The sequence below is a fragment of the uncultured Gimesia sp. genome (assembly GCF_963972345.1).
Lineage (GTDB): Bacteria > Planctomycetota > Planctomycetia > Planctomycetales > Planctomycetaceae > Gimesia.
On sequence record NZ_CAXAVM010000124.1, the window covers coordinates 1 to 21,106 of the forward strand.

At 52.8% G+C, this 21,106-nt stretch carries 19 protein-coding genes and 1 tRNA gene; 9 read left to right on the plus strand and 11 right to left on the minus strand.

All coding sequences use genetic code 11. The annotated features are described in order from the left end of the window. Positions 1-2,253 (minus strand): Tex family protein (locus tag AACZ40_RS18920; protein WP_339675433.1); only part of this gene is annotated, 2,253 nt, incomplete at its 3' end. Between the two features lie 573 nt (positions 2,254-2,826). Between AACZ40_RS18920 and AACZ40_RS18925 the strand changes: the two genes are divergently transcribed. The 3 genes from AACZ40_RS18925 to AACZ40_RS18935 all read left to right on the plus strand — a co-directional run bounded on the left by AACZ40_RS18925 (position 2,827) and on the right by AACZ40_RS18935 (position 6,278). Continuing rightward, positions 2,827-3,525 (plus strand): hypothetical protein, encoded by a 699-nt coding sequence (locus tag AACZ40_RS18925; protein WP_291175711.1) that lies wholly within the window; start codon positions 2,827-2,829, stop codon positions 3,523-3,525. A 71-nt stretch (positions 3,526-3,596) separates the two neighbouring features. Further along, a complete protein-coding gene (locus AACZ40_RS18930) occupies positions 3,597-5,093 on the plus strand; it encodes an ATPase (protein ID WP_291175708.1) in 1,497 nt (498 codons plus the stop codon). A gap of 228 nt (positions 5,094-5,321) precedes the next feature. Further along, a complete protein-coding gene (locus AACZ40_RS18935; RefSeq protein WP_291175705.1) occupies positions 5,322-6,278 on the plus strand; it encodes a tetratricopeptide repeat protein in 957 nt (318 codons plus the stop codon). 85 nt (positions 6,279-6,363) lie between these two features. Here the strand turns inward: AACZ40_RS18935 and AACZ40_RS18940 are convergent, their stop codons facing one another. Together AACZ40_RS18940 and AACZ40_RS18945 are read right to left on the minus strand one after the other, a co-directional pair. Beyond that, on the minus strand, positions 6,364-7,770 hold the full coding sequence (locus AACZ40_RS18940) for an aminotransferase class III-fold pyridoxal phosphate-dependent enzyme (protein ID WP_291175702.1): 1,407 nt from the start codon (positions 7,768-7,770) through the stop codon (positions 6,364-6,366). 92 nt (positions 7,771-7,862) lie between these two features. Continuing rightward, positions 7,863-9,143: a Gfo/Idh/MocA family oxidoreductase gene (locus tag AACZ40_RS18945; protein ID WP_291175699.1), complete on the minus strand. Its 1,281-nt coding sequence runs from the start codon at positions 9,141-9,143 to the stop codon at positions 7,863-7,865. 168 nt (positions 9,144-9,311) lie between these two features. Between AACZ40_RS18945 and AACZ40_RS18950 the strand changes: the two genes are divergently transcribed. The 4 genes from AACZ40_RS18950 (at position 9,312) to AACZ40_RS18965 (ending at position 12,447) form a co-directional block, all read left to right on the plus strand. After that, the gene (locus AACZ40_RS18950) at positions 9,312-10,046 is read left to right on the plus strand and encodes a GntR family transcriptional regulator (protein WP_291175696.1); all 735 of its coding nucleotides are present in this window, start codon (positions 9,312-9,314) and stop codon (positions 10,044-10,046) included. Positions 10,047-10,238: 192 nt separating this feature from the next. Further along, positions 10,239-11,258, plus strand: a complete 1,020-nt coding sequence (locus AACZ40_RS18955; protein WP_291175693.1) for a TIM barrel protein — start codon at positions 10,239-10,241, stop codon at positions 11,256-11,258. 122 nt (positions 11,259-11,380) lie between these two features. Beyond that, positions 11,381-11,620 carry a hypothetical protein gene (locus tag AACZ40_RS18960; protein WP_291175690.1) on the plus strand — a complete coding sequence of 80 codons (240 nt, stop codon included), beginning with the start codon at positions 11,381-11,383 and terminating at the stop codon, positions 11,618-11,620. A gap of 26 nt (positions 11,621-11,646) precedes the next feature. Next, entirely contained in the window at positions 11,647-12,447 is an 801-nt protein-coding gene (locus AACZ40_RS18965; RefSeq protein ID WP_291175687.1) for a methyltransferase domain-containing protein, read from the plus strand. A 46-nt stretch (positions 12,448-12,493) separates the two neighbouring features. On the opposite strand, the gene AACZ40_RS18970 is transcribed toward AACZ40_RS18965, so the two are convergent. The 3 genes from AACZ40_RS18970 to AACZ40_RS18980 all read right to left on the minus strand — a co-directional run bounded on the left by AACZ40_RS18970 (position 12,494) and on the right by AACZ40_RS18980 (position 15,203). Next, positions 12,494-13,261: a hypothetical protein gene (locus AACZ40_RS18970; RefSeq protein WP_291175685.1), complete on the minus strand. Its 768-nt coding sequence runs from the start codon at positions 13,259-13,261 to the stop codon at positions 12,494-12,496. A gap of 279 nt (positions 13,262-13,540) precedes the next feature. Further along, positions 13,541-14,434 (minus strand): DUF1559 domain-containing protein, encoded by an 894-nt coding sequence (locus tag AACZ40_RS18975; protein WP_291175680.1) that lies wholly within the window; start codon positions 14,432-14,434, stop codon positions 13,541-13,543. 154 nt (positions 14,435-14,588) lie between these two features. Further along, positions 14,589-15,203, minus strand: coding sequence for a hypothetical protein (locus tag AACZ40_RS18980; RefSeq protein ID WP_291175677.1), 615 nt, complete (start codon positions 15,201-15,203; stop codon positions 14,589-14,591). A gap of 409 nt (positions 15,204-15,612) precedes the next feature. Here AACZ40_RS18980 and AACZ40_RS18985 point away from each other — a divergent pair, with 409 nt between their 5' ends. Further along, positions 15,613-16,752, plus strand: a complete 1,140-nt coding sequence (locus tag AACZ40_RS18985; RefSeq protein ID WP_291175674.1) for a glycosyltransferase family 4 protein — start codon at positions 15,613-15,615, stop codon at positions 16,750-16,752. 24 nt (positions 16,753-16,776) lie between these two features. Here AACZ40_RS18985 and AACZ40_RS18990 read toward each other — a convergent pair whose 3' ends face one another. The 4 genes from AACZ40_RS18990 to AACZ40_RS19005 form a co-directional block, all read right to left on the minus strand. Beyond that, on the minus strand, positions 16,777-17,679 hold the full coding sequence (locus AACZ40_RS18990) for an NAD-dependent epimerase/dehydratase family protein (RefSeq protein WP_291175671.1): 903 nt from the start codon (positions 17,677-17,679) through the stop codon (positions 16,777-16,779). 16 nt (positions 17,680-17,695) lie between these two features. Further along, a complete protein-coding gene (gene gmhB / locus AACZ40_RS18995) occupies positions 17,696-18,280 on the minus strand; it encodes a D-glycero-beta-D-manno-heptose 1,7-bisphosphate 7-phosphatase (protein WP_291175669.1) in 585 nt (194 codons plus the stop codon). A gap of 7 nt (positions 18,281-18,287) precedes the next feature. Next, positions 18,288-18,932, minus strand: coding sequence for an SIS domain-containing protein (locus tag AACZ40_RS19000; protein ID WP_291175666.1), 645 nt, complete (start codon positions 18,930-18,932; stop codon positions 18,288-18,290). A gap of 299 nt (positions 18,933-19,231) precedes the next feature. After that, a tRNA-His gene (locus AACZ40_RS19005) sits at positions 19,232-19,305 on the minus strand. Between the two features lie 250 nt (positions 19,306-19,555). Here AACZ40_RS19005 and AACZ40_RS19010 point away from each other — a divergent pair. Continuing rightward, entirely contained in the window at positions 19,556-20,596 is a 1,041-nt protein-coding gene (locus tag AACZ40_RS19010; RefSeq protein WP_291175663.1) for an SMP-30/gluconolactonase/LRE family protein, read from the plus strand. Between the two features lie 43 nt (positions 20,597-20,639). Here AACZ40_RS19010 and AACZ40_RS19015 read toward each other — a convergent pair. Next, on the minus strand, positions 20,640-21,106 hold a 467-nt coding region (locus AACZ40_RS19015; RefSeq protein WP_339675444.1), incomplete at its 5' end, for a hypothetical protein.

Sequence of the window (21,106 nt, forward strand, 5' to 3'; positions counted from 1 at the left end):
AGGTTTGGTGGGGCGTTGTGCTTTTTTGGGCTGGCGATCCGTGCCCGGTCTGATCAACGTCAGTGAGACGCGCCGGCGTTCCAGGTCCACGCCCAGAACCCACGCCGTAATCACATCACCGACCGAGACAAACTGGTAAGGATTCTCGATGAAGTGGTTTGCCATTTCGCTGACGTGAATCAGGGCACTGTCTTTCAAACCGACATCCACAAAGGCGCCGAAGTCGACCACGTTGAGCACCGTGCCCTGCAGTTCCATGCCTTCGGTCAGTTGTTCCAGCTTGAGGACACCCTGTTTGAAAATCGGTCCGGGGAGATCCGCGCGGGGATCGCGTCGGGGACGGACGATCGCTTCCAGGATATCTTCCAGTGTCGGCAGACCAATTTTCAGATTCTTACTCAGGCCTCCTTTGTCGATCTGTCCTACTTTTTCAATGATCGAGGCACGATCCTGGGCCGATGACTTCAGGCTGTCGGGGGGGAGTTCCAGTTGTTCGAACACTTTATAGGCTTGTTCGTAACTTTCGGGATGAATCCACGTCGAGTCCAGTGGTTCATCTCCCTTGTCAATTTTCAGGAAACCTGCTGCCTGGGTAAATGTCGCTTCACCGACTCCCGCGACATCCAGCAGCTGTTTGCGATTCTGAAACGAACCATGTTTCTCGCGCCATTCGGTGATGCGGCGGGCGATTAACTGGTTCATGCCGGAAACATGACGCAGCAGAGAGGCGCTGGCGGTATTCAGATTCACGCCGACATAATTCACACACGATTCGATCACTTCATCCAGTGACTCTTTCAGTCGCTTGGAATTGACATCATGCTGATACATGCCGACACCGAGATGCTGTGGGTCGATTTTCACCAGTTCGCTCAACGGGTCCTGCAGGCGACGGCCAATGGAGATGGTGCCGCGAATCGTGGCGTCCAGGTCCGGGAACTCTTCGCGTGCGACCGGGCTGGCCGAGTAGATGCTGGCTCCCGCTTCGTTCACGATCAGGTAGCGGGCCTCGGGCAGGTCCTGCTCAATCATCTCGGTGATGATCTCTTCCGTTTCGCGACACGCGGTTCCATTGCCGATGGCTACCAGCTGACACTGGTGTTCGGTCATGACCTCGGCCAGCTTTTTGCGGGCGAACTCTTTTTTATCAGCTGAACCGGTCACGTATACCAGATCGGTCGCGACGCAATAACCCAGTTCATCGAGGACCGCCAGTTTGCAACCGGTTCGTAAACCAGGATCGATGGCCAGAATCCGTTGACCCTGCAGGGGAGGCTGCAGCAGCAGGTTTTTCAGGTTCTGTGCGAACACCGAAACCGCATGCTTTTCTGCTTTCTCTGTCAGTTCCCGCCGGATCTCGCGGTCGAGGCTCGGCTGGATCAGTCGAGAGAGGGCATCGTTGATGACTTCGGTCAGAAATTCGTGGAAGCGATGACCGTTGAGATTCAGGTGGCGGGCAATCGACATGCAGGCAGAATCGTCGGCCCATTCGAAGCGCACCCGTAACGCGCCTGACTTTTCGCCGCGGTTCAATGCCATGGTGCGGTGATGAGGAACTTTGATGACCTGTTCCGAGTAATTAAAGTAATCGCGATATTCCTGGCCGGACTCTTCGGCTTTCTTGGTGGCATTCACCGTCAGTTTGCCGGATCGCCAGGCGATCTTGCGTGAGATCTCACGCACGTCGGGATCTTCGCCGATTTTTTCAACGAGGATGTCGGCGGCCCCTTTGAGTACCTCTTCGGTGGTGCGGGCACCGTCTTCGGCTTTGGTGTATTGCAGTGCGGCGTTTGTCAGATTTTCTATGCTGGCATCGCCGGCCCAGATGGCATTGGCCAGTGGTTCAAACCCATGTTCCCGCGCGGTCGCGGCACGTGAAGTTCGCTTGGGGCGATAAGGACGATACAGGTCTTCCAGGCGTTTGAGTGTATCCGCTTTTTCGATCTCGGCTTTCAGTTCGGGAGTGAGCTGCTGCTGTGCCTCGATCAATCGCAGGATGGTCGAAGCCCGTTCCCAGATCTGACGTTTGAACTGCACGCGCTTCTGGATATCGCGGATCTGCACTTCATCCAGATTGCCGGTACGTTCCTTGCGATAGCGGGTAATGAAGGGAACGGTGTTTCCTTCATCCAGCAAGGCAATGACATTCTGGATCTGTTGTGAAGTGAGATTCAGTTCCGACGCAATCTGCTCTGCATCTCGTGCAGAGAAGCGGGCGCTGGAATCGTTTGATGGTATCTCAACCGCATCCATTTCGATCTCGATTCGTTTCGGTCTCAGGGCCCGAAAACTGAGTCTGGAAATTTGATAAGTTACAGGATCTACTTTTCAGTTACTAAAGAATAACTGTTTTGAGAAAAAATAGAAATGGTCTTGCTACGACATACGTGCCCGGAACAGGAGCGCATCTGTCCCGACTCTCGAAAGTGTAGTGGCAGCGACGCCACTTTAACAGGCTCACGCGACTGAAAATCGGGTGACCCTGAACGCCGCTGGAGGGGCACTGGTTGATCAACTCCCTTTTCAAAGCAGGCATGCCAGGGCCCTTCACATTTCCGGTATTCGATGCAGCTCAGAACGCGGGGACAGATGGAATCACCGGGCGGCCCCCTCGCGCAGCGGGGAACGGGGATCACTCTGTTTTGTGGTATAAATTATCTCTCTTATTCTCCCGTCAGAATCGTTTTTCTCGTCAGGACCAGACCTCGCTTCAGCCGATAAATTGACAAAGGACCGTCGCAGCTGAGAATTGATCCAGCTTGCGCAATTCAAACTTTCGTGCAGGGTCTGGCGATTCCGGCATGATCAATACAGGGGGGAGATGGCATGGCTACTGCCGTCAAAATGCAATCGTATCTACTTATTATTTTTGCAGTTAGCCTGATGAATGGCGTGACAGCAGAAGCAGGCTGGCCCTGGTCGAGCGCGACCTGTTCGGAAGAGGATTCCAAGGAAGCGAAGTGGGCCGAACGCGCTTCACGACCGGTCGGATCCCGTCAGAAATACAAGTTCGGAGAACTCTGGCCTCCCTACCCGCGCCCCACTGGTCCGAAACAGCATTTCTGGAACCGTTATCATCACGCCCACTACTGGCCTTACCCGTATACCTGCGAAGACCGGGCTTACGTGAAAGATATTATGGATCGACAGATTCATAACGGCTGGACCGATCAGAATACACTGTATGCTTACCACTTTGACAAAGATGGTAACAAGTTGACAGAGGCAGGGTTACTGCATTTGCGCTGGATCATGGAACACGCACCGGAAGAGCGTCGCATGATTTTCGTGCAGACTGCCAACAGTTCCATTTCCAGCCAGGAACGACTGGCCAATGTCCAGTATGCAGCAACCGAGATGTCTGATGGACGAAATATTCCTTCTGCCATGTTGCGGGTCAGCCCGACCTATGGACGACCGGCGCGCGAAGAAGATATGAAGTACCGTGCTTATGTTGGTTCGATTCTGGCTCCCCGGATTCAGTACACCACAGGGGGCGGTTCTGCAGCCAATGGAAGTAATTAAAGCAGTGTTGCTTTCTGTCGGTTTCTCTCTCAGTTTCTCACAACAAGTCAGCTTGAACGTAAACGGCTACCATGATTGATCGACCTGGTGAAGATGAATCAAAAGAGACCTCCGGGCAGGGCTCCCGGGAGACGGACACCAGTCATGATCTGACCGATCTGTATAGTGATTTGTTTCCCGGCACGCAGCAGGAAGGGGAATGGAAACGACCGGAAAAGAAAGTGCACGCTTCTGTTGCTGCTGAAAAAAAGGTGCATTCGATTCCTGCCCCGCAGACGCTGGATCAAACCGGTCTGACGTTGAACCAGCTGTGCAACCTGGTGTTGAAGCAGCTGTATCTGCAGGGGAGTGCGCTGGGCATTGAGATCTCGCGGAGTGCCCATCTGCCGTTCACGATTATTGATATGGCTCTGGTGTTTCTGAAAGATGACAAGTGCATCGAAGTCACGTCAGGTAATCTGATCGGTCGTTCTTCGTATCGATTCAATCTGACCGAACTGGGGCGGATCCGTGCGCGGGAAGCGTTCGAACAATGCCGTTATGTCGGGCCGGCGCCCGTGCCATTAGACGCGTATGTCAGGCAGTGTGCCCTGCAGACCGTGGTCGGCATCGACTGCACTCCTGAGAAGCTCGAAGCAGCTTTTTCCGATTTTATCATTCGCGAAGGGCTACTGGATGAACTGGGGCCCGCGGTCTGCAGTGGACGCTCCATCTTTATTTATGGGCCTCCGGGAAACGGTAAAACCCTGATTGCCAAAGGGCTGGGACGTTTTCTGAATCGGCAGGGAGGGGAGATTTATATTCCCTACGCCTTGCAGATGGAGAACAGCATCATCACGCTGTTCGATCCGACCATTCATCAGACGACCGACGATCTGGAGCTGCAGGACCGGGCACCCACTGACTTGCAGAAGGGGAGCCGGATTCCGGAGATGAAGGACTGGGCCAGACCTGAAACCGACCTGCGCTGGAGGCGCATCAGGCGGCCGGTGGTGATTACAGGCGGGGAACTGAACCTGGAAATGCTGGACCTGCGATACAACAAGGTCAGCAATTTCTATACGGCTCCGTTGCACATCAAAGCCAACGGCGGTGTGTTCCTGATTGACGACTTTGGTAGACAGCTTGTCAGTCCCAAAGACCTGTTGAACCGGTGGATTATGCCGCTCGAAGACCGGATTGACTATCTGACACTGGCCACCGGAAAGAAATTTGCAGTTCCGTTCGAACAATTAATTGTCTTTTCGACCAACCTTGATCCGAAGGAACTTGTTGATGAAGCGTTCCTTAGAAGGATTCGTCATAAGATCGAAATCACTGCGCCATCTCAAGATGTGTTCACGGAGATCACCAGACTCTGTTGTCGGCAGCGTGAAATTGAATACGACCCAGTTTTCGTAAATTACCTGTATGAGAAATTCTATAATCAGGGAAAAGCGCCCAGGTCGAGCGACCCGCGAGATTTACTGGAGATTATTCAATCAATTTGTCGATTTAAAGGACAGAAACCCGTTCTATCCACCCAATTAATTTCAGAAGCAGCGCAACGTTTCTTCTGTCAACTATAAAGTCCTTTCCTGAATATCTTTATCTGACCTGATATGGACCAGACTGATAAAGCAACCTGATTCACTCATGATCACTCGTTTCTAATATGACCGATTCAACGACATCTGCGCAAGATGACAGGTGCACTGCGATCGGAACTGGCAGAATCCAAAGGCGTGTTCTTTTGAGAGTCAACTGAGGAATTCTCACATCACGTCTTGCAAGTGGACCTCATGGAGGTAATGAAAATGTCCGGATTATTGACCAAACAGACATGGATGGCTGGCATCGCCTGTGCGTTACTTTTGTGTAACGGCTGCAGTTCGATGCGGGATAAGTTTGTCGCGAAATCAGATGCTGCTCCCACGACATTGAAAGACAAGATCACTGTCGCGAAAAACAAACTCAAAGATCCGGATAAGTTCTATGTGACTCATGGACAGCTTCAGGAAAAAATGGGAGATCTGACTTCGGCCCGCACTTCGTATGAAGTCGCTTTGGGTGAGAATCCCAAATCGGTTGAAGCCGTACTGGGACTGGCCCGCCTGGATCAGGTGGCCGGTCGCAAAATGGAAGCCGAAAAAGGATTCCAGAAAGCACTCGAGATGTCTCCCAAAGATCCCCAGGTCCGTGCCAGCATTGGTCAGTTCTATGCAGCCGAACAAAAATGGGACCAGGCAGTCGCACTGCTGGGTGAAGCCAGCAAAGCAGCACCTGCCGACAAAAATATTCGTTACCAACTGGGAATCGCGATGGCATCTGCCGGCGATTACCAGGCAGCCATGCCTCACCTGATCCGTGCAGTCGGTGAAGCGGAAGCGCATTATAACATCGGCTACATCTTAAGGGATCGTGGCGAACTGCAGGCCAGTGAGTCTCAGTTCCTGCAGGCCGTCTTATTGAAACCGGAATTCAATGAAGCACAGTACTGGCTTGATGAAATCCGCCGCGAAAAAGAAAATCGCCTGATGCTGGCTGGTGTCACTTCCGATGCCGGTTTGAATCAGGGTGCAAAACAGGCCTCTTATTCTCAGGCCAAGCCGAAAAAGACAACGGCTGCCAGAACCAATGCCCAGGTGCAGGGGATGCAGGCCGCGAATGTCGCGCAACCTGACAGTACCGGTAGTACCACACACGCCGCGAAACCACCTGCGAACCTGACTGCCGAACAGCTGGAACAGTGGCGTAATCAGCGACAGTTATAACAGCAGTTCGAGTTACTGAATCATCAATAAAAACAGGCCCCGATAAATACCGGGGCCTGTTTTTTTATGCGAACATCAACTGATGTTATGCGGATGCCGTAGCACCCTGCAGTTGTTCAGCCAGTTTGACGCACAGTCGGTTCAGCAGGGCGATTGATGTTTCTGCCTCGGCTTCCGTCATCGTCATCGGAGGGCTGACGCGTAATACGTTTCCGGCAAGGGCTCCCAGCAGGTGGATGCCATCGCCGTCTGCTTCACCCAGGTAGCAGGTCTTCACCAGTTCAATGGCGACTTCCTGGCTGGTTTTGCCACCCAGTTCGGCACACTCGATGCCGAAGACCATGCCTTCGCCACGCACTTTAGAGATGACGCCTGTCTCTTTCAACGCATTGAGACCATCGATATACAGCTGGGACAGTTTCTGGGTGTTGTCCATCACGTCGGTGCTTTCGAACTCATCCAGTGTCGCCAGCACAGCGGCGGATGAAAGCGGGTTGGCACTCCAGGTGTCAGACGCTTCACCATATTTCAGGCTGGCAATCACATCGTTACGACCGACGGCCGCTGCAACGGGAACACCGTTCCCCAGGCCTTTACCCAGGACGACGAAATCGGGTTCAATCTGATATTTTTCGAACGCGTACATGCAGCCGGTACGACCGAAGTTGGCCTGTACTTCATCCAGGATCAGCATGATATCATGGGCACGGCAGAAATCCTGCAGCACTTTGTGATAAGCGACCTGAGGATGGTAGCTTCCCCCGCCACCCAGGTAAGGCTCGGTAATCAGGCAGTTGATCCGTGTGCCATATTCGGTCCACAGATCTTCGAGTTCTTTCTGGTAGACGGAAACATCGAGCGTATCATCGGCTTTACTGATGTCATCGCATTCGGTACGGGGAAAGCTGATGAACTTGACGCGCGGATCACGGTCGGCGTCGGTTTCAGATCCGGTGACAGCACCGGCCAGACCTTTTTTACCGTGGAAACCATAGCGGGTAGCCAGGATGATATCGCGTTCTGGATCACGGTGCAGACAGGCCCAGAGTGCTTTCTGAACTGCTTCGGAACCGGAGGCGGCCCACATGACTTTGTCGCAGCGATTGCCACCTTTGAAGGATTGAATGCTGGCAATCAGTCGCTTGCTGGCTTCGGTTTCAATCGAGGTCACCGCGTTATAAGCAGTCAGCGTGAGAGCATCGAAGTACTCGCCTTCTCCTTCGCCGGTTACGTGCTCCGGTTTCCAGCCCATGTATTCGCAGAAGCGTTTCATCCAGCTGCGGGGATTGTGACCCAGGTTGGCTACCAGAACGCCGGAAGTGAAGTCGTACAGCCGACGTCCTTCGGGTGTCCAGTGATAGCAGCCGGCTGACTTTGCCAGTACGGCCTGGCTGGGGGTAAAGGTACGGAGTGCCAGTGGCTCGGTCTGGAACAGAGCGTCGCGGACGGCGTTGGATTGATTTTCATTGTCGAAGTGAATGGCTGTAGTCATGATTTTCTCTTTTACAAATCAGGTAGTGGACAGTTTTGATTGAAAATGAATCGTCGTCAGAAGAGTTCCGAAGTGATTCGCATAATGTTGACTTACACAGTTCCGTCGTAGAGGACCTCTGCCTCATCCGAGCCGGGACGATACAGGACGAGTCCCCCTTTATCATCGTTTACACGCACGACACAGTCAGGATCGCCAGCGGCCTGGTGTTCGAGAATGGCTTCCAGGGCCTGCACGGTGGCGACGGTCTGGCGGTCGGCGGATAAGTCGTTGTAGCTCAGCGAGCGAACCTTCTCGAGTCGTGCCTGGCGTTCCGATTCGGGACCGCCAAATTCGATCTGCGCGACTTCTTTCGCAAACTGCTCAATGACTTCAATTCCATATCCCCGCTGCGAACGCTCGTTCCACGGTTCAACAAAGGAAGCATTGAAATGGTTGTTCATTGAGTTCTTAAGTTCAAACGGTGTTTTCTCTTCAACCGTACATTCCACACCACGCTTGCGGGAATGCCCGTTCCATAAGCCATTGTCAAAGCGGAAAGAGACTTCCTGTTCAACGTAGCCGGGGAAGTTGTCGGGTGTGACCCAGGATGTGTGAATATCGAAGGCGGCTTCACGGCCGGACTCGTACTCGTAGATCATCCGCAGCTGGCAGCTGTCCCAGGTCGGGCCGTCTTTATCGCCGACCAGTCCTCGTTGACCGGTGGCAGTGACGGTTTTCAATTTTCCGCCGAACGTGTAATCGATCAGCTTGATGTAATGCACGGCCACATAAGTACCGGGGTTACGACCGGTAATCCACTGTGCGAACTGCTTGCCGGAAATCGCCTTGGGTTCCAGCAGCGAACAATAGCCACTGTTGACATGCTTCAGGATGTTGTCGTAGACCAGTGTCCGCATCTTTTTGTGATCGGGGTCGAACAGCTTGTGGTACACGACTTTGGCGGTCACGTTGTTCTTCTCAGCCAGTGCCACCAGTTCGTCCAGTTCCTGCAGTTTCAGGACAGACGGTTTTTCCACGATCAGGTGCGTGCCTGCTTCCAGCAGTTTTTTACAGGAATCGAAGTGACGGTCGTCGGGAGAAGCGACGCAGGCAAAGTTCAGGCCTGTGGCGGTCATCTCATCAATGGCGTTTTCGCCAGCGAAGCTCTGGAATCCACCCACTTTGTCGCCACGTTCTGCCAGATATTTTTCAGCCCGTGATCCGGTGCGGGTCGCAACCGCATCCAGGGAAACTTCAACCGGGCCCGTGGCGCGCTGGTAAAGTGCCGTCTCGTGGACTGTTTCAAAGAAAGGGCGATAGGTTTCGTCGACAATCATGCCGAACCCGACCAGGCCGGCCTTCAGGGTTTTTTCGTTTCCCGCAGAACTCATAGTAGTATCCCTAAGTGAATTCAAAAATGTTTGATTTTATGGGTGTAGATTTCAGTGTTAGTGCTATAATTAGCTGTAAGTCGATAATAGAAGCGTTCCAATAACCTGAAAGTGAATTCACTTTATGGGTCAGGAGCGGAATTGTCAAGTCTTTGAATCGAGATTCATGTGAAAAAAGAGATCTCAATATTAACAGAGCCCGACGAGCAGGAACTGCTGCAGGAAGACGAGGGTCTTTCGCTGGTGGATGAGGTCTATCAGAAGCTGCTGCTGCGGATTATTCGCTGTGAGCTGCCCGGCGGATCGGAGCTGAAAAGTACGCAACTGGCCCGGGAAATTGGCGTCAGCCGTACACCGGTTGTGCAGGCGCTGGCCCGTTTACAGGCGGATGGAATTGTGATCCAGCAGAAAAATCACCGTGCGGTCGTGCGGGAAGGGGCCGAAAACTGGCTGGTGGAGATCCACGAACTGCGTCTGCTGCTGGAACCGAGTGCCGCAGGCATGGCCGCACAGCAGATCAGCGAAGCAGAAATCACCCGTTTGCAGGAAATGGCGGCGGAAGTCAAAGCCTGTCAGCAGCAGTATGAAGACGGCGATCAGTCAGCTGAACACCTGCAGAAATGGGGGGCGGCTTCGCGTTCCTTCGATTACGCCCTGCATCTCACCATCGCCGATCACTGTGGAAATCTTCCCATTTCAGAAGCGATTCACAAATGCTGGAGCTACAAGCGGGTTTCCTATTCCGCAGCAGGCGAGACGCCGGAGATTATGACGCGGGGACTGTATGATCATCTGGTCCTGCTGGATGCGCTGAAACAGCACGATGCCGAGACCGCTGCCGCCGCGATGACGATGCATCTCAGAAATGCCTCTCGCATGCGACCTGACCGTTTGATTGTGTAATCGCTTTCCGGCTGTATTTGAGGAATGTTTTGTGAAATGACCTTGAAAAAGGGACCCCGAACTTCGCGTAGCTCTTGAAACTTGACCCGAACCTGTCAAAAATGGCACCCGCATAGTCCATGGCACGCAGTGTTCATGGAATGGCATCTTCTCATTCGCTTTCGATTTAGATTTAAAAGGCAAACATCCGTCATGTCAGATAACCCACGTGTAATTTTAAGTGCTTTTGCAGATGAAGCAGCAAACCATAAAACAGCCGTCGAGCAGATGGTGGCACTTTCGGCATTAGGACTGCGTTATTACAGCCCCCGGTTTATTGATGTGAACGGTGATGGCAATATCAAGCATGTGGTCGATCTGAATAAAGCCGAATATAAGTCGTTGCTCAAACTGCACGATGAATACGGCATCAACGTGACCAGCATCGGTGCCCGCGTGGGAAAAATCAAACTCGACGATAAAGACGATGGCTCGCACAATGTTTTTGTTCCGTTCAAAGACTATCTGAAAAAAGAGGTCGCCAACACCATCAATGCCGCGACGACCCTGGGCACGAAACTGATCCGCGGTTTCTCTTTCTATCCCCCCAAAGGGGAAGATGCCAAGCCTTACATGAACCAGGCCGTGGACCAGATTGGTCAGATCGTCGACCTGTGTGCCAAAGAGGGGCTCGTGTACGGACTCGAAATCGAACCCAACCTGATTGGGGAAACCGGACCACTGCTGGCCGAACTGGCCCGCAAAGTCAATCGTCCGAACATGGTCACCATTTATGATGGCGGTAACATTGCGGCCCAGAATAAAGACGCCATGCAGTGCCTGAGCGAATTCCACGACATGCAGAAATCGATGGGCTGGCTGCACATCAAAGATTACGCCGTCGATAAAGACCTGGAATGGACGGGAGTCGTCGATGAAGAACGCCTCAAGAATTTCGTTCCCTCCAACGTGGGAGACGCCGGTCATGAATTCATCCTGCGTGAACTGCGTGAGATGCTTCCCAAAATGGAAAAGAAAATGAAGAAGCTCGGCGTGCCCGGTGTCTTCCTGGAAGTCGAACCTCACTTGAAGGGGGGCGGACAGTTTGGCGGTTTCAGTGGTCCCGATGGAATCGGCGTCGCTGTGCGGGCATTGTGCTCCGTGCTGGATTATGTAGGCATCGATTATGATTTGCGGACCTTCAAAGACATCCAGGAACTGCGTGGCTTCTAGTCATCAGATTCAGCCGGACTGAACGGGTCTCGTGTTTCAGGAACGTCAGCTTGAAGAGAAAACTGTCGATTTGCTGTCTCAATTGCTACAATGAAGTGAAAGTCGTTCGAGAGTAAAAACCAATGTTATTTGATCCACAGCATCTGCAGGATATCATTGCCTGCCCGAAAACCAAGGCGAAACTCATCTGCGAAGGTGAGTTTCTGATTTCTGTCGATCCTGAAACACGACTCAAGTACACGATTAAAGACGGAATTCCTGTCATGCTGGTTGACGAAGCGGTCGAGCTCCCTCAATCTGAGTGGGCTGAGATCATGCAGCGTCACCAGCGGAATCCGGAAACAGGAGAACTCGTCTCCTGAAACCATTCACCGCCTGAGGAGATCTGATGAGAAACACGTTGAAGAAACCTGTATCTGAAAACTGCTTCATCAGAACACTCTGCTTTTCATGGGCGGCGTTACTGCTGGTCTCTTCTCTGCAGGCAGACGAGCCGGCGACAGTGAAGTCGGAACCAGAAGAAGGGAAAGACCGGTATTCCTACAGCCTGCAGGATCACGATCCCAACGGGATCGGCAAGTTTTACCTGGGGCGGGAAATCGCCCGCGTGATGGGTTACCAGGGTGCGCCCTGGCTGGAGCGCAGGACCCGCGAGCAGGAAGAACGGCTTTCGCTGCTTCCCAAAGCACTCAAGCTGAAACCCGGTATGGCGGTTGCTGACATTGGTGCCGGCAGCGGGGTGATCTCTGTGATCCTCGCCGAGCATGTCAGTCCCGATGGTAAAGTCTATGCCGTCGACGTGCAGCAGGAGATGCTGGATCTGCTGGATCAGAAGATGAAGAAGCAGGGGGTCGAGAACATTCATCCCGTGCTGGGGACACAGAAATCGCCGGGCCTCAAACCCGAGTCGATCGACCTGGCGATCATGGTCGACGTCTATCACGAGTTTGAATTTCCCTATGAAATGATGCGGGAAATTTCCAAAGCCCTCAAACCCCAGGGGCGCGTGGTGCTCGTCGAATACCGCAAAGAAGATCCGGCCGTTCCCATCAAGCTCGTCCACAAGATGTCAGAAGCCCAGGCCAAAAAAGAGGTCGCCCGGCCCGAGCTGAATCTCAAGTGGAAAGAAACCATCGGCATTCTGCCCCGCCAGCATATTCTGGTGTTTGAAAAAACCGCAGAGAAATAAACAGGACAGTATTCTACATAGTCGCTGAAACCTTTTCATCCCTGGTTTAGCGATTTGCTAGTGGGCTTCGCTGGCCGGACGCACGATGAACATCGCTGGACCGCGATAGTGTGACCAATTTGCCGTTGATGTGACATATTGGGTGGGTGCTGCGAATTAGTTTAACTGATGTAATTTGCGTTTCTGCAATGTTTAGTTCTTTAAGTCGCGATATCGCCGCAAGGTCCGGTACGGCAGCATCTGTGATTGCTGTGCGTTGAGCATTGATTAGTCGTAGTTCGGGAAGATCGCGTAAGTGAACTATACCAGCGTCCGTAATCGCCGTCTCATTGAGTTTGATGCGCTCAAGTTTTGGAAATCCTGTCTTGAGTATTGCGAGGTCATCGTCCGTAACGGCGGATTGATAGAGTATCAATTCATTGACGTGTTCAAAATCTTTCGCAATCTTCAGCGCCGCCTTAACGTCAGCATTCACACGTACGCCACGAAGATCAACTGTGTAAATGACCTGGAATCGTCCAAAGATCCATTGGCCCAACTTAGATGTGAAAGCGGAGCGAACAATCTTGGGTGAGTGCGAAGTGTAAGCGAGTTTGGCGTAGATCGGCGGGAGTCCAGTACGCGTTGTGCCGCCAAGCAGTTGAATGCGCTTCTGATCGTGTGATACGGAATCGCGGTAGGAGAACAATAGGATTGCAGTAACTAACAGAACAATAATACAAACTGAGATACCACCTCGCTTTGTGATCTTACGCACAGCATTGGCGTCAGACGTAGGGGGATTGGATGGCGCTCTATTGGGATTTTTAAACATGGACGCTCTCTCCCAGTTAACTTGTTAGTCACCTTCATCGACTTGTTCATATATGATAAGCATCAGGAAAGGTGATTAGCGAGAAAGTATCTCCGAATTTATGACTGAATTCCTTAATCCCAAGAAGCCATTCATCCGTTCCTGAGGTTGGAAACTAAAAAGGGGTCAGGTACCTTAATATTAAGGTACCTGACCCCTTTTTAGTAGATGCTGTTAAAAAACAGGCTCACACCGCTTTGATGTGAGCCTGTGACGTTTCTCCTGTTATCAGGGTGAGAATTAATACTCGCCGATCACTTCACCGCCGGCAATCGTACCCAGCGCGGAGTAAAGTCCGAAATCAATGCTGGAACCGATCAGTCTGACCGATCCGTCGCCCAGCAGAAACTGCGCAAACCCCACGTGCGGTGCCGAGACATCGCGGTCATCACTGGCCGGGTTGTTGGGGACATGACCTGTCTGAAACAGGATCATATGCCCGTGGTCATCGGTGGCATCGGTAATTTCACGGACGGCACCGGCCCAGGTGGTTTCGTATTCAAAATGGTTTCCATGTGCGGCTCCATTTCTGAATACGCCGTTCTGACGTTCTCCCACACACAGGGTATTGGAGAGACCGTCTACGACATCGCGGGGGCGCGTCGAACTGTTGCGGCTGAACATGCCCGCGCGTTTTTCCTGCGTGGCATCCAGATCGGGAGGACCGAAGCTGGCGACATAGCAGCCCATGGCATACCGCTCGGCTGAACTGCCCATTTCGATAAAACCGTTTTCCGAAACGGAATCGGACGGGCAAAGCAGGCCGGGAATCTGGCGTTCGCGGGGAACCAGGTTCACGGGGCTGAAGATCGGTTCTTCCAGGTCAAACTGGTTGTACAGATTGGCCTGATCGATCATCGGCAGAATCATGGTCACCCAGCCAAAGCCGGAATTGTTGCCCTCGGTTCCCGGCTTATACACATAACCGGAGGGATAACAGCCATGGGTTTCCTGGTAATTGTGTAACCCCAGGCCCAGCTGTTTCAGGTTATTTTTACACGAAAGTCGTCTGGCTGCTTCCCGTGCCTGCTGGACTGCAGGCAACAGTAAAGCAATCAGAATGGCGATGATGGCAATCACCACCAGGAGTTCAATCAGAGTGAACCCCCTGTGAAAGTAACGTTTGGTTTTCATGGAATAGATTCCAGCTTTCAAAAAAGAGACGCGCTCAGTCCACAACATCAGCGCAGACAGAGAGCAGTCTCTGAAAATCATTCGAGTGAAATCGGCGCTGCAAAATATGCACGCACCTTTCGCGGAATGTCACACACGGACATTGCAGCGGGTCTTACGTGAATGAAACCGAAAGCGGAAATTCAGGCGGGGGAACCGGCGGGGGCTCCGCCAGGCATTGATAACAGCAGGCAGTTGACAACATCATAGCGAACAGATCCTGCTGTGCAGGGATCTGGTTTTTGTCAGGGGGCAGGACTGAGTTCCATCCGGAATACAGTTCCGCCAGGATCTGTCCCCAGGAGACCGAGGTAAAAACAGGTCCGGTCAGGCGGTCCTGCCTGCGCACATGGATTTGCGTTGACGCATTTTGATCGTCAGGCTGTTGTTCATTGGAAGCGACCGTCGCAGGTTGTTTCGACTTCGAGTCCACATTCAGTGTGAATTCCCACCAGAGCAGTGAGACGTGGATGTGCGTCTGAGGAATTTCTGAACCGCTCGACGGATGGGAATGGGAATGCCCATGGTGGCTGTGGGAATGACCGTGTCCATGTGTATGCGAATGACTGTGGCCGTGTGAGTGGCTATGGCTGTGACCGTGTGAATGCTGATGGTCGACATGCCCGGAAGAGTGCGTATGTTCTACCTGAACCTGCAGGCTCTGGAGGATCGTCCCCAGAAGCCCCAGGCTGGCCAGAATCCAGACGAGTGGTCGCGACAGAAATTTCATCACAGTTCGACGATAATTCTCACGAGAGGCAAAATCAATGTTCCTGCGGCGCGAACAGAATGTCTCTGTTCAAATAAAGGGGCCAGCAGGACAGGATGGCAGTGCTTTTTGTTCACTCCCTGGTGGGGCTTGTTGGTGAAAATACGATTCGCTGCAGCATGCTTGTTTCAATTTAACCCTTAAAAACAGGGGTATTATAACGGATTGACCCATTTTTATGATCCCGGTATACTCCGCCGCGGTTGAGTCACCATACATTTGCAAACCAAACTTCTCTGGAAGAAGGACAGGAATGCAAAGGGAAATGGACTCAAATAATTCTCGTTCAATAACACTTCGGCGTTCTGCAGTGGCATATGGTTATACGTGCATCCTATCCAGGTCGTATTCTACAAGGGTTTGTTGACAAATGATGTTCAGCAACTTGCTGATACCGGGCCTGATCGCTGTCGGTCTGTTTCTGGTATCAATAATTTGTACCTGTGTCATTCTCAGACTGGCACCGCTGCTGGGGCTGGTCAAGTCACCCACCAGTCGCTGTTCGCATGTCATGCCCACTCCCCGTGGCGGAGGTGTCGCTTTTGTGGTGTCGAGCCTGATCGCATTTTCGATGTTATATTTTTCCGGTTCCATTTCAGGCACGGTGATTCCCGTGATTTTGACAGGGGGAACACTGATCGCCGCCCTGGGATTCTGGGATGATCTCTGTAATGTGCCTGTCAGATATCGACTGAGTGCCCAGGCCGCGATCATCGCAGCTTCCGTATATGCTCTGACTCCCTTGCCGGCTCTGGAATTCTGGGGCTGGAAACTGGATGCCAGCCTGATTACCTGGGGTATCGCTACAGTCGCCCTGATCTGGTGGTTGAACCTGTTTAATTTCATGGACGGCATCGATGGACTAGCCGGAGGAGAGGCAGCCTGTCTGCTGATCGCTGCGTCGCTTCTGATTTTTCTGAAGACCGCTGCCTTTGAAACAACCGAGCAGACACTGATGGTCCTGCTGACGGTTTCCCTGCTGGGTTTTATGACATTCAACTGGCCTCCTGCGAAAATATTCATGGGCGATGCCGGCAGTACTTATCTGGGATTTACCGTGGGGATACTCGCTGTGAGTACTCTCAATTCCGGTTTATTGAATCTCTGGGTCTGGTTAATTCTCCCCGCTGTTTTCTGGGTTGATGCCACATTCACTTTGCTCAGGCGAATGATCCGTCGCGACTGCTGGTACCAGGCACATCAGTGTCACGCCTATCAGAGACTCTCGCGATTTCTGGAAGCATCACAACACGGCAGCCGAGCCCGGCATCGCGCTCATCGCAAGGTCAGCGTTGGAACGTTGTGCATCAATGTCGGCTGGTTATTTCCGCTGTCGGTCGTCGCATGCTACTGGCCGGCCTGGGGCCTGCTGACCGTGGCCGCTGCCTGGACACCGCTCGTATTGCTTGCCGTCGGTTGTGGTGCCGGAAAGCCGGGGAATATTGAACTTCGGCAGCAGAAACATACCAAAAATGTCGAATTTCAGGAAGGGATTCCGCTCGAGATTTGAGCGAGTCTCCCCCGATCTGTTTTGCTACGGGCCTGCAACATCTTCGCTTCGCGGTTGAAACGGTCGTGGTTGAAATCCGAAGTCCTGTTCCGCTTTGATATGATCAAAGACCAGGTCGGCATTCATGCGTGCGGCCATGCCCGCAGTCAGATGTCGGAAGCGGGGCAGAAAACGAAACAGCGCGACCGCCACACGAAACAGAATCAGCGGAATTCGCACGAAACGAGGTTTCAGCTTCAGCGCATTGAATACACGCTCGACCATTTCACGATACGTTAATGTTTCCCCGCCGGAAATATTATAGGCCTGATTGACCACCGTCCCGGTTCGCAGTGCCTGCAGGCTCGCGGTGGCGACGTCGGCTGCATGGATGGGCTGTCGTTTCCCTTGCGCGTTGCCCAGCAGGGGAAAGCATTTCCAGCGCCGGATGAACCGGGCAACGGAAGCAATGTTTTTATCGCGCCCGTAGCCATAAATCAGCGTCGGTCGCAGAATGACCCAGGAAATCTGCCGGGCTTCCGCCCAGCGTTGCAGTTCTGCCTCTCCCTCTGCCAGCTGTTGTGCCGTGTGTTGCTCGCCGACATCGATTGATTCCGTTTTAGTGAAGCGGCTGGTCGAGCTTAAAGCGACGATCCGCCGTGCACCATATTTCGAAAGCAGTGGGAACTGTGCGGGGAGGACCCAGATGGGCGCCAGACAGATCCAGTCTGTAATCGTCTCCGCTGGATCTGGCTCCTGGGGAGAATCGACTAAACGTCGCCACTCAACCGGTGTGCCATCACTCTGTTCCCCGGGAAGTTCAGCCCTGGTGAATGCGACAAACCGCAGATCGCAGTCGGAAGGCTGCAGGACATCATTTGAGAACAGGCACTGTCCGACCGGGCTTCTGGCCCCGATGACTCCGATCACGTGTATCTGGTTCGACATGGTCCGGCGGATTCCTTCAGAGGCTGACAGGCGTTGCTGGAAATAAGAGTGATGTCAACTCGGTTAACGTATCCGCATATACGTCTGCTGTCAGCTGATCTTCAAGACTGACAGCATGCCCGGTTCCTACCAGCGCGCTGGTGCCGACATGGGCGGCCTGTCCTGCCTGGATATCGGTCCGTTTATCTCCCACCATGATGGACTGTGACAGGTCCAGATCATATTTCTGTGCAGCATCCAGCAGCATTTGCGGCTTTGGTTTGCGACATTGACAGTCGATACGATAATGTCCTGTTCCTTTGGTGGGATGATGAGGACAGTAGAAATAATCGGCAATGGTCACATTATGTCGGGAAAACTCTGACAGTACCCAGGTCATCAGTTTCTGGAATTGCCGTTCTGTGTAGTACCCGCGGACGATGCCTGACTGATTGGTAACGATAAAAAGTGCATAACCTGCGTCTTGAGCTGCCTGACACAATTCGAAGATGCCGTCGATGAATTCGAAATCCTGGATCCGGTGCAGATACTCTTTTTCGACGTTGATCACCCCATCACGATCGAGAAACAGTGACTTTTTACGCGACGAAGTGACCTGCATGACTCAATCAGGCTGCCAGTCTCGGTCGATCGTTCTGATCCCGGTCGGATGTGCCCCAGTCCAGGTCAAAGTTGAACAGGGCAGCTTCAACGCATTCGCAGAGCGTATGCTCGAGCACGAGATGCACTTCCTGAATCTGGCTGGTTAGTTGACCGGGAGCAATCACGCACACATCACATAACCGGCGGACCTCTCCCCCGTCGTTTCCGGTAAAGATAATGCTGGGAACATTTTTTTCCCGGCAGGCCTCTACCGCTTTTACGATGTTGGGTGAATTGCCGGAGGTGGTGATTCCCAGGAAGACATCGTTGGCGGTCAGCTTGCCTTCCAGTTGTCGGGAGAATACGACATCGTAACCATAATCATTTCCGATGGCCGTGATGATCGAACTGTCGGTCGTTAATGCTTCCGCCGGCAGTGATGCCCGGTCCTTGCCCAGGCGGCACACAAATTCTGCTGCCAGATGTTGTGCATCCGCAGCCGAGCCTCCGTTACCTGCAAGATAGAGTCGTCCGCCCTGCTGATAGCTCTGAAGAATGAGATCCACGGCTTTCGCGAATTCCTGCTGCACTTTGGTGTTTTCCAGCAGTTGTTTTTTGGCAGCAATGGATCGTTCCAGGTTGCGGCAGATGATTTTACTGGCCTGATGCATGTGAGCAACTCTCCGTCCGTGGCAATGCGCTTTCAAAATGCAGAGAATTTTGCAGTGGTCCTTCCGGTAGATCAGCTGCGAGCAATTTTGAATGGTGATCACTTCAATCGAAGCGCCAGTATAGTTCATTTCGAAAAACAGGGGCAAGATAAGTTTTATTCGCTCAGGGAACCCGGACAGCACAATAACAGCGGCCTGTTAGTGAACGCATGGGTAATCGGAAACGGGCGTTTCAGTAAGAACTCTCTGGAACCGGCGGTTACCAGATGTGTAAGACCCGGGCCGGGAGAGAAGAAAAGGGTGAGTAACGGGATTTGAACCCGCGACCTCCGGAATCACAATCCGGCGCTCTAACCAACTGAGCTATACCCACCATAACGATGATTTGACCAGGTTGAACCTGATTTTAACCAATTGCCGTGCCCCTGAAAAGCCTCGAATTCGCGGCAACGGGAGCATGTGCTACGTTATCGAAGCTGTTTTCGGGATGCAAGTATTCCAAGCCCCGGAATCAGGAATATTTCCTCTATACGTGCATCTCCTGCGAAGAATCTGTAGAATTGAACCCTCTTCAGTTCCCGTATCAAGTCACACTGATCTATCCGAAAAAACAGGGAAAAAGCATGAAAACCATTAGATTCACCTGCATGATTCTAGCAACCTGCGTTTTGAGCCTTTCTCAGACAGAGCTGTCTGCTCAGGATTCCACTAATTATCCCACAATCGGAGAAGTCGTCCGCGTCGATCCCGGCCTGGACGCTTTGATAGACAAGGATGCCCGGATTGAGGTTCTCTCGTCCGGCTTCGACTGGTCGGAAGGCCCGGTCTGGATAGGAGATGCTGCAGATGGATTTCTGTTGTTTTCTGATATTCCCCGCAATTCCGTCATGAAATGGAAAGAAGGGGCAGGGGCGTCGCTGTTCATGAAGCCGTCAGGTTATACCGGCGTGACTCCCTATGGAAATGAACCGGGCTCTAACGGTCTGTTTCTCGATCCCGAAGGACGTCTGGTTTCCTGTGAGCACGGCGATCGCCGCGTCTCTGTTCTGACCAAAAAAGGCGGCAAACGAACGCTGGTCGACAACTACATGGGCAAACGGTTGAACAGTCCCAACGATGGGGTCTTCAAATCCAACGGGGATCTGTACTTCACTGATCCTCCTTACGGGCTGCCCAACCGCTACGACGACCCGCGCCGCGAACTGGATTTTTGTGGCGTCTATCGTCTGGCGAAGGATGGCACACTGACTTTGCTGACCAAAGAAATGACACGTCCGAACGGGATTGCGTTTTCACCTGATGAAAAAACATTGTACGTTGCCCAGTCTGATCCCGAGGCGGCACTCTGGAAAGCGTTCCCCGTCAACCAGGATGGCACACTGGGAGCCAGCAAAGTTTTTTATGATGTCACAGACAAGGTCGGCAAACTGCCAGGGCTGCCTGATGGGCTCAAAACAGACGTTAATGGAAACCTGTTTGCCACCGGACCGGGAGGCTGTTACATCTTTACTCCTGAAGGCAAACTGCTGGGACGCATCAGCACGGGCGAACGGACAGCCAACTGTGCCTGGGGGAACGATGGCACGGTTCTGTATCTGACCGCAGACACCTACCTGGTTCGGATTCCCACAAAAACCAAAGGACGCGTTGGTCCTGCGAAATAAACCCGTTCAGTAACGAAGTTCTCCGCTGCTGCACCGCTGCCCGTTACTGGGGAGCGGTGGGGAGCGCGGGAGTTTCCGGATTTTTAAAGACAAACAGGACTTTAACGGGTGCCTTTGAGATCAATGTCCCGGCGGACTGTTGCATCACCTTGCGGGGCTTTGCAGGACTGTCGCCGAAAGGCTTAGACGCCATCAGGGGCGCATCCGTTGCTGATTTGAATGGCTGCGCGGAATCCTTTTTCTTAAGCAGGTTGGATCGCGCCATCTGCTTGAGATCGGGTTCGTTCTCCGCAGGAACCTGCATCCGATAGCGCATCTGGTAAGAGCGTTGCGAGCTACCTTTGGCCTGAGGTTTGGTTTGAGCAAGTCCATCCGTTACAGTTTTACGGCCTGCCGGGTTTTTATTGTACTGGTCAGAATTCTCTTCTTCCGGCAGCACCGCCAGGGAAGATGATTTTGCTGCTTCACGTTCTTTGAGGGGCTCTGACTGTCGTGCCAGCAGTCGAGGCA